Origin of the sequence: Ramlibacter rhizophilus (assembly GCF_004681965.1) — a bacterium.
GTDB lineage: Bacteria > Pseudomonadota > Gammaproteobacteria > Burkholderiales > Burkholderiaceae_C > Ramlibacter > Ramlibacter rhizophilus.
In genome coordinates this window covers 57109-72878 of record NZ_SMLL01000008.1, presented here as the reverse complement: position 1 = coordinate 72878, position 15770 = coordinate 57109, and the positions used below count along the sequence as shown (strand labels likewise).

The following is a 15770-nucleotide window of genomic DNA, read 5'->3' as shown; positions in this document are numbered from 1 at the left end:
GGCTTGGGACCTCGGGGCCCGTCCGGGTCAGCGACCGAAGCCGCGGCCGAAGCCGCCGGAGCGGCCCGATCGGCCGCCACCGCCACCGCCACCACCACCGCCGCCGCGCCGGCCGCGGCCGCCCATGCTGTCCACGCTGGTGCGCAGCGGGTCGGGCTGGCCGTCGCCGTGGCGCACGGGATTGGGGTCGCGCTGCACGAAGGGGCTGGCCGGGTTGTGGGCCCCCAGGCGCGGTTGTGCCTCGCTGTCCAGGTGATGGTGGTGCTGGCCGCGGTGGCCGCCGCCACTGCCGCCGCGGCCATGCGCCGGGCGTCCGGCGCCATTGCCGTTGCCGCCCTGGCGGGCGTTGCCATTGGGCACCGGACGCGGGGACGGTGCGGCCTGCGTGCGCGGCTGGCTGCGCTCGGCCTCGCCGTTGCCACGGCCCTTGCCGCCACGGCCGTTACCGTTGCCGCTGCCGCTGCCGGCCTTGTTCTCGCGGATGCGCTCCATCATCTCCTGGCGCGCGGCCTTGGCGGCGGCAGCCATGACTTCGCGGCTGGGCGGCTTGCCCGCACCACCCCAGATGGTCTGGCGGCCCATGGCGATGGGTTCGGCGCGCTCGCCCGGCTCGGGGCCGAAGCCCTCGACCACCTGGGCGGGGATCTGCTGCTTGGTGAAGCGCTCGATCTCCTGCATGAAGCCTTCCTCGTCCAGGCACACCAGGCTCACCGCCTGGCCTTCCTTGCCCGCGCGGCCGGTGCGGCCGATGCGGTGGACGTAGTCCTCCGGCACGTTGGGGATCTCGTAGTTCACCACGTGCGGCAGGTCGTCGATGTCGATGCCGCGGGCGGCGATGTCGGTGGCCACCAGGGCGCGGATCTCGCCGGTCTTGAAGCCGGCCAGCGCCTGGGTGCGCGCACCCTGGCTCTTGTTGCCGTGCAGGGCCATGGCGGTGATGCCGTTCTTGCCCAGGAATTCGGCCACGTGGTTGGCGCCGAACTTGGTGCGGGTGAACACCAGCACCTGGCTCCAGTCGTGCTCCTGGATGATGTGCGCGAGCAGCTGCTTCTTCTTGCCGCGGCCCACCGGGTGGACCACCTGCGTGATGCGCTGCACCGTGGTGTTGCGCGGCGTGACCTGGATGCTCTGGGGGTTCTTCAGCAGGCCGTTGGCCAGCTCGCGGATCTCGTCGCTGAAGGTGGCCGAGAACAGCAGGCTCTGCTTGTCGCGCGGCACCAGCGCCAGCACCTTCTTGACGTCGTGGATGAAGCCCATGTCGAGCATGCGGTCGGCTTCGTCGAGCACCAGGATCTCGACCGTGGACAGGTCGATGTGGCCCTGCTGCGCCAGATCCAGCAGGCGGCCAGGCGTGGCCACCAGGATGTCGACGCCGCGCTTGATGCGGTCGATCTGGGGGTTCATGCCCACGCCACCGAAGACGACGGTGGAAGTGAGCGGCAGGTGCTTGCCGTAGGTGCGGATGGACTCCTCCACCTGGGCGGCCAGCTCCCGCGTGGGCGTGAGGATCAGGGCGGCGATGCCATCCTTGCCGAACTTGTTGGTCTTGCCCTGGCCCTTGGAGAGCTTGTGAAGCAGGGGGAGGGTGAACGCGGCGGTCTTGCCGGTGCCGGTCTGTGCGCCGGCGAGCAGGTCGTGCCCCTCGAGCACGGCGGGAATGGCCTGGGCCTGGATCGGGGTGGGGGTCTCGTAACCCTCCTCACGAACAGCCTTCAGGATGGCCGGAGCCAGTTTGAGTTCTTCGAAATTCATGCAGTGTGGTGTGCGCCATTTCCGCGGCGCAGGGGACCGGCCCCACCGGCACATGGCATGCCGGCCCAGTCGGGCTGATCGGATTGGGAGGTGGGAGCCTGCGCGGCCTGGCGGCCGGCGATGTCCCCAGCAGATCTGCTGGCGCCGCACGAACTGGCTGTGCGGACCCGGCGGATTGTCGCACGGATCGCACGCGCGCCACCGCTGAGAAGGAAAGGGCGCACTCTGTAACAGTTCGCTTGTAACCGCTGAGCTAATAATCCGGCGCATGCCCAAGCTGCTCAACCTCAAGTGGGGCGTGGCCGACGATCCGGCCGCGCTGCAGCCGGGCCTCTCCGAATGCCTGGAGTCGGTGGTCGCGCAAAGTGGCGTGCTGGTGGACAGGGTGGTCGAAGGCTTGGTGCTCGCCAGCGCCCCGCAGGGGCCGCGGCGCCATCCGCAGCTGCAGGGCGCGGCCGCGCGGGACGCGGTCGAGCGGCTGCAGCGGGAGCTGCCCGGGCTGCGCGAAGGCTTCCGCCACGAACTGGGCCGCCTGGTCTTTGAAGGCGGCGGCAAGGAACAGCTGCCCCGCGAGGGCCTGCGTTTCGAGGACCTGCAGTTGCTGGACGACGCTCTGCTCGACCGCAACATCGAGCAGGCCCGCGCGCTGCAGGAGGTCGAGCGCATGGTGGACGACGTGCTGCCGCCGCTGGACGCGCTGGTCAGCACCCTGCTGGGCTGGCGCAGCACGCAGCCGGGACTCAACCCGGTGCGACCCGAAGTCTTCGTGCGCGCCCTGCAGGCCAGCTTCGAATCGCGGGTGCACGATGCCGCCGTGCGCGAGGCGCTGCTCGTGCCCGCGGCCGGCCTGCTCGGGGCCCAGCTGCGCCTGGTGTACCGGGAGATGGGCGACTGGCTGGCGTCCACCGGCATCGAGCCGGCCGTTCCGGTGGGGGGACGCAAGGACGGCGGGGCCGCCGCCTCGGTGAGCCGCTCGGTCGCCCGGACCCTGGTGACCCTGGACCGCCTGCGCAAGCTGCTGGCCGGCGACTTCGACGCGCAGGCATCGGCGGCGCGTGCCGACTTCCTCCACACGGTGCCGGCGTCCATGGCCCTGCTGCAGGAGATGAAGAAGGAGGACGAGCTGCTGCGGCGGCTGGAGCAGGAACAGGTCCAGCGCACCGAACCGGCGGCGCCCCAGGACCTGCTGCTGTCCACCGCCGCGCCGGCCGCGGAGCCGCTTCGCATCGGTCGGCAGCTGGGCGAGCAGGTCGTGCGGCTCATGTTCGAGAACCTGGCGCAGGAAGGCCGGCTGGTCGACGCCTACAAGGCGCAGCTACGGGCCATGGAGCCGGTGGTCGCGCGGCTCGCGCAGGGCGACTCGCGCTTCTTCAGCGACCGCGGCCATCCCGCGCGGCAGCTGCTGGACCGCATGACCCAGCGCAGCCTGGCCTTCAGCGCCGAGTCGGACGAGGGCTGGCAGCTGTTCCTCGCAAGCATCGAGGCCACCGTGCGGCGGCTGGGCGCCGGCGCGGCGGACGCCGATGCCTTCGAGCAGGCCCTGGGCCAGCTGCAGGCGCTCTGGGACGGCCAGGACCAGCGGGCCCGGCAGAAGCGCGAGGAGGTCGCGCGGGCGCTGGTGCACGCCGAGCAGCGCAACCTGCTGGCCCAGCGCCTGGCCGAGCAGTTCGAGCAGACCCTGGCCGGCCGCGGGGTCCCCGACTTCGTCGCCGACTTCCTGCGCACGGCATGGACCCAGGCCGTGGCCGAGGACCAGCTGAGAAGCGTCGATGGCTCCGACGACCCGCGCGGCCTGCGCGCGGCGGTGGAGGACCTGGTGTGGAGCGTGGAGGCCGCCAAGGCGCGGGGCGGGCGCCTGCAGCGCCTGGCCCTGCTGGTCCCCGGCCTGCTGGCGCGGCTGCGCGACGGCCTGCGCCTCATCGATTACCCGCCCGAGCTGGCGGAGCGCTTCTTCGATCGGCTGCACGCCATCCATGCCAGCGCGCTCAAGGACGGCCGCGATGCCGGGGTCCGCCGCGCCGCGCGCGAGGCCGAGGCAGCGTCCTCGGAATTCGGGCCCAGCGCCTTCGAGGAGGACGCCGGCGTGTGGCTCGCCAGCCGCGAGATCGCGGAGTCGGGCTTCGTGGCGTCGCAGGCGCACCCTTCGGACGTGCTCGAGGAGCTCGTGCCGGCCAGCCCCGATGCGCTCGCGATCGGGGCCTGGGTCGAGCTGCGCGCGCATGGGCAGTGGCAGCGGGTGCAGCTCACCTGGGCCAGCCCGCACCAGACCCTCTTCATGTTCACCTCGCCCAAGGGCACCGCGCACTCCATGTCGCGCCGCAGCCTGGAGCGCCTGCAGGCCGGCGGGCGCATCCGCCTGGTGGCCGCCCGGCCCCTGCTGGACGAGGCGCTGGACCAGGTCGCGCGGGCGGCCCTGCGCAACAGCATCGATCCCGGCTAGCCGGCCGATTTGCACCGCCGCGGGCACGGACACCGCGCGGCACGGGATAATCGCGAGCTTGTCCCGCGTGCCCCGCCTGCTTCCGGCGGCTGCCGCAGCCCCGGGTCCGCCGTCCTGGCCGGGCCCGACCTCCCAACACAGCGACCCCATGGCCCAATACGTCTACACCATGAATCGCGTCGGCAAGATCGTTCCGCCGAAGCGACAGATCCTCAAGGACATCTCCCTGTCCTTCTTCCCCGGCGCCAAGATCGGCGTGCTCGGCCTCAACGGCTCGGGCAAGTCCACGCTGCTGAAGATCATGGCCGGCATCGACAAGGAGATCGAGGGCGAGGCCATGCCCATGCCGGGCCTGAAGATCGGATACCTCCCGCAGGAGCCGAAGCTGAACCCGGAGCACACCGTGCGCGATGCGGTGGAAGAAGCGATGGGCGAGGTCAACGCCGCCAAGGCCAGGCTGGACGAGGTGTACGCCGCGTACGCCGAGCCCGATGCCGACTTCGACGCCCTGGCCGCCGAGCAGGCGCGCCTGGAAGCCATCATCGCCACCGCCGGCACGGACTCCGAGCACCAGCTGGAAATCGCCGCCGACGCCCTGCGCCTGCCGCCCTGGGACGCCGTCGTCGGCGTGCTCTCCGGCGGCGAGAAGCGCCGCGTCGCGCTGTGCAAGCTGCTGCTGTCCAAGCCCGACATGCTGCTGCTGGACGAGCCCACCAACCACCTGGACGCGGAATCCGTGGACTGGCTGGAGGTCTTCCTGCAGCGCTACCCCGGCACCGTGGTCGCCATCACCCACGACCGCTACTTCCTCGACAACGCGGCCGAGTGGATTCTCGAACTCGACCGCGGCTACGGCATTCCGTACAAGGGCAACTACAGCACCTGGCTGGAGCAGAAGGAAGCGCGCCTGGAGCAGGAGCAGCGCACCGAGGACGCCCGCACCAAGGCCATGAAGAAGGAACTGGAGTGGGCGCGCCAGAACCCCAAGGGCCGCCAAGCCAAGAGCAAGGCGCGCCTGGCCCGCTTCGAGGAGCTGTCCGACTACGAATACCAGCGCCGCAACGAAACGCAGGAGATCTTCATCCCCGTGGCCGAGCGCCTGGGCACGCAGGTCATCGAGTTCAACAACGTGAGCAAGTCCTTCGGCGACCGCCTGCTGATCGACAACCTCAGCTTCAAGGTGCCGGCCGGCGCCATCGTCGGCATCATCGGCCCCAACGGCGCGGGCAAGTCCACGCTGTTCAAGATGATCGCGGGCCGCGAGCAACCCGATTCCGGCGAGGTGGTGATCGGCCAGACCGTGAAGATGGCTTTCGTGGACCAGACGCGTGACGTGCTGGCCAACGACAAGACCGTGTGGGAAGACGTCTCGGGCGGCCTGGACATCATCACCGTGGGCAAGTTCCAGATGGCCAGCCGCGCCTACTGCGGTCGCTTCAACTTCAACGGCGGCGACCAGCAGAAGAAGGTGGGCACGCTCTCGGGCGGTGAACGCGGGCGCCTGCACCTGGCCAAGACGCTGATCTCCGGCGGCAACGTGCTGCTGCTGGACGAGCCGTCCAACGACCTCGACGTGGAAACCCTGCGCGCGCTGGAGGATGCCCTGCTGGAATTCGCCGGCAGCGTGCTCGTCATCAGCCACGACCGCTGGTTCCTGGACCGCATCGCCACCCACATCCTGGCTGCCGAGGGCGACAGCCAGTGGGTCTTCTTCGACGGCAACTACCAGGAGTACGAGGCCGACAAGAAGCGCCGCCTGGGCGAGGAGGGTGCCAAGCCGAAGCGGATGCGGTACAAGGCGTTGAAGTGACCCCCCCCCGAAGCGCCTTCGGCGCCTCCCCCCCAGGGGGGCGCCACCAGCGGCCCGGCGAAGCCGGTTCCGCGGTGGCCGCTGGACAAGGCACTTCGTTCGCAGGGACCCCGTTCGGGCTGAGGCCTCACCTTCGTTCGAGCTGAGCCCACCCCGGTCGGGCTGACCCTCACCTCCGTGCGGGCCGAGCCCCCCCGTTCGGGCTGAGCCTGTCGAAGCCCCTCGGCACCCCAGCGCGCACCCGTTCGGGCTGAGCCTGTCGAAGCCCTTGCGCACACGCCCGTGCACCCCCGGAACTTCCTGCCCCGCCGCAGGGTCCTTTGCTCTCCCGCCCCATAAGTTCACGCGCGGGATACACGAGAGCCCCATGCTCTCGCTCGGCGCGCTGTCTTCTCTACACTGAGCGCCGCGCTTCGCGCGGGTCCGGCTGTCTCTGGCCGGACGGCAGCGCCCCCAGAACCCAAGGAAGCCGATGGATCGCCCCGAGCCGCAATCGCCCGAAAGGGCCCCTGCCCCTGACCTGCCCGCCCCCAGGCGCCTGGGGCGCATGGGGCGCTGGCTTGGCAGCGTGGTGGCCTTGCTGGTGGTCACGGGGGTGGGCTGGCTGGCGTGGAGCCTCACGCAGCGCGAGCCCGAGCGGGCGGCAGGGTCGGGGCGGCCGCCGGCCGCGGCTGGCGCACCGGCGCGCAGCGGCCCGCCGGCGCCCGGTCCCCGGGCACTGCCGCCCACCACCGTGGGCATGGCCGTGGTCGAACGCGCGGACCTCCCGGTGAGCGTGGAGGCCCTGGGCACCGTCGTGCCCGCCGCCACGGTGCGGGTGCGCCCGCAGGTCTCGGGAGTGCTCCAGGAAGTGCGCTACCGCGAGGGGCAGACGGTGCGCCAGGGCGATCTGCTGGCGGTGATCGATCCGCGGCCTTTCGAGATGGCCTTGCAGCAGGCCACCGGCCAGCGCATGCGCGACGAGGCGCAGCTGGAGGCCGCCCGGGTGACCCTGCAGCGCTTTCGCACGCTGCTCAAGCAGGACTCCATCGCGCGCCAGGAGGTCGATTCGCAGGAGGCCCTGGTCAAGCAGCTCGAAGCGACGCTGGTGGTCTCCAAGGCCAACGAGGGCACGGCGCGGCTGAACCTGGGCTACACCCGCATCGCGGCGCCGATCTCCGGGCGCGTGGGATTGCGTACCGTGGACGTGGGCAACGTGGTGGGCCCGAGCGACACCAACGGCGTGGCCGTCATCACGCAGATGGCGCCCATCGACGTGGAGTTCGCGGTTCCGCAGGACCTGGTGGGCGCCCTGCGCGACGCCGTGCAGGCCGGAACCGCCGCGCGGGCCCTGGACCGCAGCCGCACGCAGCTGCTGGCCACCGGCCGCTTCAGCGCCTTCGACAACCTCATCGACCCCCAGACCGGCACCGTGCGCGCCAAGGCCCGCTTCGCCAACGGCGACGGCGCGCTCTTTCCCAACCAGTTCGTCAACGTGCAACTGCAGCTGCGCACCATCGAAGGCGCGCTGGTCGTGCCGGTCTCGGCGGTACGGGCCGGCCAGGCAGGCGAGCAGGTCTTCGTGATCCAGCCGGACCGCACCGTGACGCTGCGCCCGGTGCAGCGCGGGCAGGTCGCGGGCGACAAGGTGCAGATCGTCTCGGGCCTGAGCCTGGGCGAGCGCGTGGTGACCGAGGGTGCGGACCGCCTGCGCGAGGGATCGCGCGTGGCCCTGCCGGCGGACGCGGCCCGGGCCGGCCCCGGCGCGCCCGGCGAAGGCGGCGCGGCGGCCGGTGCCGGACGACGCCGCGCTGCCGGCACGCAGGGCGGCGCCGCGCCCGCGCCATGAGCCCGTCGCGCCTATTCATCCTGCGGCCCGTCGCCACCGGGCTGCTGATGCTGGCCATCGTGCTGGCCGGGCTGGTGGGCCTGCGGCTGCTGCCCCTGTCGGCCCTGCCGCAGGTGGACTACCCCACCATCCAGGTGCAGACCCTGTTCCCGGGTGCCAGCCCCGAGGTCATGGCCAACACGGTCACCGCGCCGCTGGAGCGGCAGTTCGGGCAGATGCCGGGCTTGGCGCGCATGAGTTCCACGAGTGCGGCGGGCGTGTCCATCGTCACGCTGCAGTTCGGCCTGGGCCTGGCGCTGGACGTCGCCGAGCAGCAGGTGCAGGCCGCCATCAACGCCGGCAGCTCGCTGCTGCCGGCCGACCTGCCTGCGCCGCCCGTCTACGCCAAGGTCAATCCCGCCGATGCGCCGGTGCTGAGTCTCGCCATCACCTCCGAGTCGCTGCCGCTCACCGAAGTGCGCAACCTGGTGGACACGCGCCTGGCGCTCAAGATCAGCCAGGTGGCCGGCGTGGGCCAGGTGAGCGTGGCCGGCGGACAGCGCCCGGCGGTGCGGATCCAGGTGGACACGCGTGCGCTCGCCTCCTGGGGGCTCACGCTGAACAACGTGCGCACCGCCATCGCCTCCGCGAACAGCGCGGGCGCCAAGGGCAGCATCGACGGCCCCAGCCGCTCCTGGACCATCAACGCCAACGACCAGCTGCTGCGCGCGGAGGACTACCGCCAGCTGGTCGTGAGCTGGCGCAACGGCGCGCCGGTGCGCCTGGCGCAGGTGGCGCAGGTCGTCGAGAGCGCCGAGAACGTGCGCCTGGGCGCCTGGGCCGGCTTCGCCGATGCGCCGCGGGGCCTGCAGCCGGCCATCGTGCTGAACGTGCAGCGCCAGCCCGGCGCCAACGTGATCGCCACGGTCGATGCCATCAAGCAGCGCCTGCCCGAGCTGACCACGGGCCTGCCGGAGTCGGTGCAGGTGCAGGTGCTGGCCGACCGCACCACCGGCATCCGCGCCTCGGTGCACCACGTGCAGCTGGAGCTCGCCCTGGCCGTGGTGCTGGTGGTGCTGGTGATGTTCGCCTTCCTGCGCAGCCTGCGCGCCACCGTGATCGCCAGCCTGGCCGTGCCCATCTCGCTGGTCGGCACCTGCGGTGCGATGTATCTCCTGGGCTACAGCCTGAACAACCTGTCGCTCATGGCGCTGACCATCGCGACCGGCTTCGTGGTGGACGACGCCATCGTCATGATCGAGAACATCTCGCGCCACCTGGAGGCCGGCAAGCGTCCCCTGGACGCGGCGCTGGACGGTGCGCGCGAGATCGGCTTCACCATCATCTCCCTCACGGTCTCGCTGGTGGCGGTGCTGATCCCGCTGCTGTTCATGGGCGACGTGGTCGGCCGCCTGTTCCGCGAGTTCGCGGTGACGCTGGCCCTCACCATCCTCATCTCCGCCGTGGTCTCGCTCACCCTCGTGCCCATGATGTCGGCGCGCTGGCTGCGCAGCCTGCCGCACGGGGGAGGGGAGGGCCGCGTGGTCCGCGCCTACGACCGGGCCCTTCAGTGGGTGCTGGCGCGCCAGGGCGCGACGCTGCTGGTGGCCCTGGGCACGCTGGTGCTCACCGCCCTGCTGTGGCTGTGGATTCCCAAGGGCCTGTTTCCGACGCAGAACACCGGCCAGCTCCAGGTGCGGGTGCAGGCGCAGGAGTCCGTGTCCTTCGCGCGCATGGCCGCCTTGCAGCAGGACGTGGCCGGCGCGCTGCTGCGCGATCCGGCGGTGCACAGCATCGGCAGCTTCGTCGGCGTGGACGCGGCCAACAACACCATGCTGCACACCGGCCGCCTGCTGGTGAACCTGCGCAGCGCCACGGGCGACCTCGCCCCGGTCCTGTCCCGCCTGAAGGAGGCGGGCGAAGCGGTGGAGGGCGTGCGCCTCGTGCTGCAGCCGGTGCAGGACCTGACCGTGGACGCCGAAAGCGGCCCCACGCCCTACCGCGTCTCCGTCGAGGCCGCCGACGCGGACAGCGTCGCCACCTGGGCCAGCCGCCTGGTGCAGCGCCTGCAGGAGCGGCCCGAGCTGCGCCAGGTGGTGACCGATGCCGGCGCGTCCAGCCCGGCGCTGCTGGTGGACATCGACCGCGACACCGCGGCGCGCCTGAACATCACGGCCGCTGCCATCGACGAAGCGCTCTACAGCGCCTTCGGCCAGCGCATCGTCTCGACCATCTTCACCGAGACCAGCCAGTACCGCGTCATCCTGGAGGCCCGCCCGGATGCGCAGGCCACGCCCCAGTCGCTCGGCGAGGTGCAGCTGCGCAGCGGCTCGGGCGAGCCGACCCCGCTGTCCGCGGTGGCGCGCATCCGCCAGGTGCAGGCGCCGCTGCAGATCACCAACGCGGCGCAGTACCCGGCGGCCACGGTGGGCTTCGACACCGCCCCCGGTGCTTCGCTGGGCCAGGCGGTGCAGGCCATCCGCGAGGAGGCCCGTGCGATGCAGCTGCCCGCGGGCGTGAGCCTGAAGTTCCTGGGCGCGGCCGGTGCCTTCGAGGCCTCGCTGGACAACCAGCTCTGGCTGATCCTCGCGGCCGTGGTGTGCATGTACATCGTGCTGGGCGTGCTGTACGAGAGCTACGTGCACCCGGTGACCATCCTGTCCACGCTGCCCTCGGCGGCCGTGGGGGCGCTGCTGATGCTGCTCGTGACCGGCCATTCGCTGGGGGTGGTCGGCATCATCGGCATCATTCTTCTCATCGGCATCGTCAAGAAGAACGCGATCATGATGATCGACTTCGCCCTGGAGGCCGAGCGCGCCCAGGGGATGGCGCCGCGCGAGGCCATCCACCGCGCCGCGCTGCTGCGCTTCCGGCCGATCATGATGACCACGCTGGCCGCACTCGGCGCGGCCATCCCGCTCATGGCCGGCTGGGGCGAGGGCGCGGAGCTGCGCCGGCCGCTGGGGCTGGCCATCTTCGGCGGGCTCATCGTGAGCCAGCTGCTGACGCTGTTCACCACGCCGGTGATCTACCTCGCGTTCGATCGGGTGGGCAGGCGCTGGCGGCGGGCCCCCCTCCCAGCCTCCCCCCATAGGGGGGAGGGGCAACAGCCTTCCTCACTCGCTGGGGGAGGGCCGGGGTGGGGGCCACCCGCGCTGCAAGTCCCCGCGGACCGCAAGGCGCCATGAACCTGTCCGCCCCCTTCGTCCGCCGCCCGGTCGCCACCGTGCTGCTCACGCTGTGGCTGGCCCTGGCCGGCATCGCGGCCTTCTTCATGCTGCCGGTGGCTTCGCTGCCGCAGGTGGACTATCCCGTCATCTCGGTCAGTGCGAGCCTGCCCGGCGCCAGCCCGCAGACCCTCGCCAGCAGCGTGGCCACGCCCCTGGAGCGGCGCCTGGGCACCATTCCCGGCGTCAACGAGATGACGTCCTCCAGCGGCAACGGGTCCACGCGGGTCACGCTGCAGTTCGACCTGAACCGCAACATCGACGCCGCCGCGCGCGAGGTGCAGGCCGCCATCAACGCCGCGCGCAGCGACCTGCCGGCCACGCTGCGCGCCAATCCCAGCTACCGCAAGGCCAACCCGGCCGCCTCGCCGGTGCTGATCCTGGCGCTCACCTCGGCCACGCGCTCGCCCGGCCAGGTGTACGACGCCGTCTCCAACATCGTCGAGCAGAAGATCGCGCAGGTGCGCGGCGTCGGCGACGTGGAGCTGGGCGGCGGCTCGCAGCCGGCCGTGCGGGTCAACCTGCTGCCCTTCGCATTGAACAAATGGGGCATCGCCACCGAGGACGTGCGCGCTGCCATCCAGGCGGCCAGCGGCAACCGGCCCAAGGGCGAGATCGACGCCGCCGGCGAGCGCCTGGCCGTCTACACGCGCAACAGCGCGGGCGGGGGCCGCAGCGCGGCCGACTGGCGCGAGCTGGTCGTCGCCTGGCGCGACGGCGCCGCCGTTCGGCTGGCCGACGTGGCCGAGGTGAGCGACGGCGTGGAGAACGTGAACACCCTGGGCCTTTTCAATGGCGAGCCGGCGGTCATCGTGCTGATTCGCCTGCAGGCGGGCGCCAACGTGATCGAGACGGTGGACGCGGTGCGCGACCTGCTGCCCGAGCTGCAGGCCGCGCTGCCGCAGGACGTGCGCATCGCCGTGGCCTCGGACCGCACGTATTCGATCCGCGCCTCGCTGGAGGAAGTGGAGATCACGCTGGCCATCGCCATCGTGCTGGTGGTGCTGGTGGTCAGCGCCTTCCTGCGCAGCGCGCGGGCCACGTTGATCCCGGCGGTGGCCACCATCGTCTCGCTCCTGGGCACCTTCGCGGTCATGTACCTGCTGGGGTTCTCGCTGAACAACCTCTCGCTCATGGCGCTCACCGTGGCCACCGGCTTCGTGGTGGACGACGCCATCGTGGTGCTGGAGAACACGGCGCGCCACATGGAACGCGGCATGGACCGCTTCCGCGCCGCCCTGCTCGGCGCGCGGGAGGTCGGCTTCACGGTGCTGTCCATCAGCCTGTCGCTGGTGGCGGTGTTCATACCGCTCCTCTTCATGGGCGGGCTGGTCGGGCGCCTGTTCCGCGAGTTCGCGGTCACGCTGTCGGCCGCGGTGCTGATCTCGCTGCTCATTTCGCTGACCACCACGCCCATGATGTGCGCCTGGCTGCTGCGACCGGACACGGCGCACCGGCCGGGCCGCGTCGCCCGCATCTTCGAGCGCGGCTTCGGCGCCCTGCAGCGGGCCTATGCCCTGAGCCTGGACTGGGCGCTGCAGGCACGCATGCTGGTGCTCGCCATCCTGGTGGGCGCCATCGCGCTGAACGTGTACCTCTTCGTGCAGATCCCCAAGGGCTTCTTCCCGCAGCAGGACACGGGGCAAATCATGGGCGGCGTGCGGGCCGACCGGAGCATCTCCTTCTCGGCCATGCAGGAGAAGATGCGCGCGCTGGTGGACATCATCCGTGCCGACCCGGCCGTGGCCACGGTGGTCGGCTTCACCGGGGGCGGGCGCGCCGGCGGCGGTTTCATGTTCGTGAACCTCAAGCCAGCGTCCGAGCGGCCGGCCGGCGAGCGCGGGCAGGCGGTGATCGCGCGGTTGCGGCCTCAGCTCGCGCAGGTGCCGGGCATCAGCCTGTTCCTCAATCCTGTGCAGGACCTGCGCATGGGCGGACGATCCAGCAACTCGACCTACCAGTACACGCTCAGGACCGACAACGAGGCCGACCTCAAGCGCTGGGCCGCACGGATGGCCGAGGCCATGAAGCGCCAGCCGGCGCTGGTTGACGTGGACACGGACCTGCAGGAATACGGGGTGGAGACCTATGTGGAGGTGGACCAGGAGCTGGCCTCGCGCCTGGGCATCAGCGCACGCGACATCGACAACGCCCTGTACAACGCCTTCGGCCAGCGCCAGGTCGCCACCGTGTATGACGCGCGCAACCAGTACCGCGTGGTGCTGGGGGTGGCGCCGCGCTACATCCGCAGCCCCGAAGCGCTCAAGGATATCCACGTGCCGGCCCGCGCCGCTTCGGCCGGCGCCGCCTCGGTGGCGGTCAACCCGGGGCTGCGCGACCAGGCCACGGGGCAGCCGCTGAGCGCGGCGTCCCGGAACATGGTGCCGCTGGCCGCCATCGCGCGCTTCTCGCAGCGCCCCACGCCAGCCAGCATCAGCCATGACGACGCCGAGCTCGCCACCACCATTTCCTACAACCTGGCCGAGGGCGCGACCCTGCCCGACGCGCAGGAGGCGGTCCGCGCGGCCGAAGCCGAGGTGGCCCTGCCGAACAACGTGCGCGGGAGCCTCCAGGGCACGGCCCGCGCGGCGCAGGAGTCGCAGGGCCAGCAGGCGCTGCTGATCGTGGCGGCCATCGCGGTGATCTACATCGTGCTGGGCGTGCTGTACGAAAGCCTGGTGCATCCGGTCACGGTGCTGTCCACGCTGCCCTCGGCCGGCCTGGGCGCCGTGCTGGCGCTCATGATCTTCAAGCTGGACTTCTCCATCATGGCCCTGATCGGCGTGTTCCTCCTGATCGGGATCGTGAAGAAGAACGCCATCCTCATCATCGACTTCGCCCTGGAGGCCGAGCGCGCCCGCGGCCTCGCGCCGGTGGACGCCGTGCGCGAGGCCTGCCTGCTGCGTTTCCGCCCCATCCTCATGACCACGCTGGCCGCCATGCTGGGCGCGCTGCCGCTGGCCATCGGCTTCGGCGACGGCGCGGAGCTGCGCCGGCCCCTGGGCATCACCATCATCGGCGGCCTGGTCGCCAGCCAGCTGCTCACCCTGCTCACCACGCCCGTGGTCTACCTGCTGCTGGACAAGCTGCGCCGGCGCGGCCCCCGCGAAGACCAGCTGGTGCACCACTCCGACCTGCAGACCTCATGACAGCTCCCTCGCACGCACGCCATCAGCCGCGCGCCCTCCTGGCTTCCCTGCTGGCCACGGTCCTGGCGCTGGCCGGCTGCGCCACCGCACCGGCGGCCGATCCGCCGCCGCCGGCCGTGGACACGCCCGTGGCCTTCAAGCAGGGGGAGGGCGCCTGGGTGCCCACGGCCTCGGTCGAGGTGCTCGAACGCGGCACCTGGTGGGAGCTGTTCGGCGATCCGGCGCTGAACGCGCTGGCGCAGCAGGTGGAGGTCTCCAACCAGAACCTCGCGGCGGCCGTCGCGGCGTACGCGCAGGCCCGCGCCCTGGTCGCGCAGCAGCGCGCCTCGCTCTTTCCCTCGGTCAACGCCGGGGCCAGCGCGGACCGGGGCGGCGGGCGCGGCGGCACGCCCACGCGCGGCAGCTACGACCTGAGCATCGGCTTCAGCTGGGAGCCGGACGTCTGGGGCCGGCTCGGGCAGGCCGTGGCCGCGGCGCGAGCGAGCGAGCAGGCCAGCGCCGCCGACCTGGCCGCCGCGCGCCTGTCCATCCAGGGCGAGCTCGCGGCCAACTACATCGCGCTGCGCGGCATCGACCAGGAGCGGGCGCTGCTGCGCCAGATCGTGCAGGGCCTGGAGCGCACGCTGCAGATCACGGGCAATCGCTACGAGGCCGGCATCGTCGCGCGCACCGACGTGCTGCAGGCGCAGACGCAGCTGGCCAACGCGCGGGCGGAGCTGCTCACGCTGGACCGCCAGCGGGCGCAGCTGGAACACGCGGTCGCGGTCCTCGTCGGGCGCGCGCCGGGCAACTTCGCCATCGAGGACCGCAGTGCCGGCGGCAGTGCGGCGGTGCCGGCCTTGGTGCCCGACGTGCCGATGCAGCTGCCCTCCACGCTGCTGCTGCGCCGACCGGACATCGTCGGCGCCGAGCGCCGCGTGGTGCTGGCGAATGCGCAGCGGGGCGTGGCCCGCAGCGCCTGGTTCCCCAGCCTGCGCCTGTCCGGCTCCTCGGGGCTGGGCGCGGCGTCCTTCGCCGACGTGTTCAGTGCCGGCAACCTGGTCTGGGCGCTGGGCCTGTCGCTCGCGCAGACCGTGTTCGACGGCGGCGCGCGCGAGGCGCAGCTCGACTCCGCCCGTGCCGGCCTGGAGCAGGCGGCGGCGCGCTACCGCCAGACCGTGCTCAGCGCCTTCCAGGGGGTCGAGGACCAGCTCGTGGCCGCACGCCTGCTGCGCGAACAGCAGGCACTGCGCGAGCAGGCGGCGAGCGCCGCGGCCCTCGCCGAGCAGCAGGTGATGAACCGCTACCAGGCCGGGCAGGTGGGCTTCAACGAGGTCATCACGGCGCAGAGCACGGCGCAGAACGCGCGTCGCAGTCTCGTGCAGCTGCAGGCCGATCGCCAGCTCGCCGCGGTCGCGCTGATCCAGGCGCTCGGGGGCGGCTGGCGCGCCCCTTGAGGCCCTGGCCGGGGTTGCATAGCGGCAGGGCGACATCGACGCCTGTCGCGCCAGACACTTCGCCGTGCGCAGGCGCCGGCCCATCGTGTCAGGGAACTGACAAGGTTCTTGGGCCACTGATCAGCGGCCCCCACCTTACGGGCGGCGTC

Annotated in this window: 7 protein-coding genes; 6 read left to right on the top strand and 1 reads right to left on the bottom strand. The window is 71.9% G+C overall.

Annotated features, from left to right (window positions below; genetic code table 11):
- Window positions 1-27: 27 nt before the first annotated feature.
- Window positions 28-1752 carry a DEAD/DEAH box helicase gene (locus EZ242_RS19015; protein WP_135286788.1) on the bottom strand — a complete coding sequence of 575 codons (1725 nt, stop codon included), beginning with the start codon at window positions 1750-1752 and terminating at the stop codon, window positions 28-30.
- A gap of 268 nt (window positions 1753-2020) precedes the next feature.
- On the opposite strand from EZ242_RS19015, the gene EZ242_RS19010 reads away from it, so the two are divergent.
- From EZ242_RS19010 to EZ242_RS18985, 6 genes are all read left to right on the top strand, one after another.
- The gene (locus tag EZ242_RS19010; protein ID WP_135286787.1) at window positions 2021-4192 is read left to right on the top strand and encodes a DUF1631 family protein; all 2172 of its coding nucleotides are present in this window, start codon (window positions 2021-2023) and stop codon (window positions 4190-4192) included.
- A 148-nt stretch (window positions 4193-4340) separates the two neighbouring features.
- Complete coding sequence (ettA, locus tag EZ242_RS19005) at window positions 4341-6002, top strand: energy-dependent translational throttle protein EttA (RefSeq protein ID WP_135286786.1); 1662 nt, start codon at window positions 4341-4343, stop codon at window positions 6000-6002.
- A 547-nt stretch (window positions 6003-6549) separates the two neighbouring features.
- On the top strand, window positions 6550-7830 hold the full coding sequence (locus tag EZ242_RS19000) for an efflux RND transporter periplasmic adaptor subunit (RefSeq protein WP_240787164.1): 1281 nt from the start codon (window positions 6550-6552) through the stop codon (window positions 7828-7830).
- Window positions 7827-10997: an efflux RND transporter permease subunit gene (locus EZ242_RS18995; RefSeq protein WP_135286784.1), complete on the top strand. Its 3171-nt coding sequence runs from the start codon at window positions 7827-7829 to the stop codon at window positions 10995-10997. The genes EZ242_RS19000 and EZ242_RS18995 overlap by 4 nt, the downstream gene beginning before the upstream one ends.
- Window positions 10994-14185 carry an efflux RND transporter permease subunit gene (locus EZ242_RS18990; RefSeq protein ID WP_135286783.1) on the top strand — a complete coding sequence of 1064 codons (3192 nt, stop codon included), beginning with the start codon at window positions 10994-10996 and terminating at the stop codon, window positions 14183-14185. The genes EZ242_RS18995 and EZ242_RS18990 overlap by 4 nt, the downstream gene beginning before the upstream one ends.
- Entirely contained in the window at window positions 14182-15621 is a 1440-nt protein-coding gene (locus EZ242_RS18985; RefSeq protein WP_135286782.1) for an efflux transporter outer membrane subunit, read from the top strand. The genes EZ242_RS18990 and EZ242_RS18985 overlap by 4 nt, the downstream gene beginning before the upstream one ends.
- The last annotated feature ends 149 nt before the right edge of the window (window positions 15622-15770 follow it).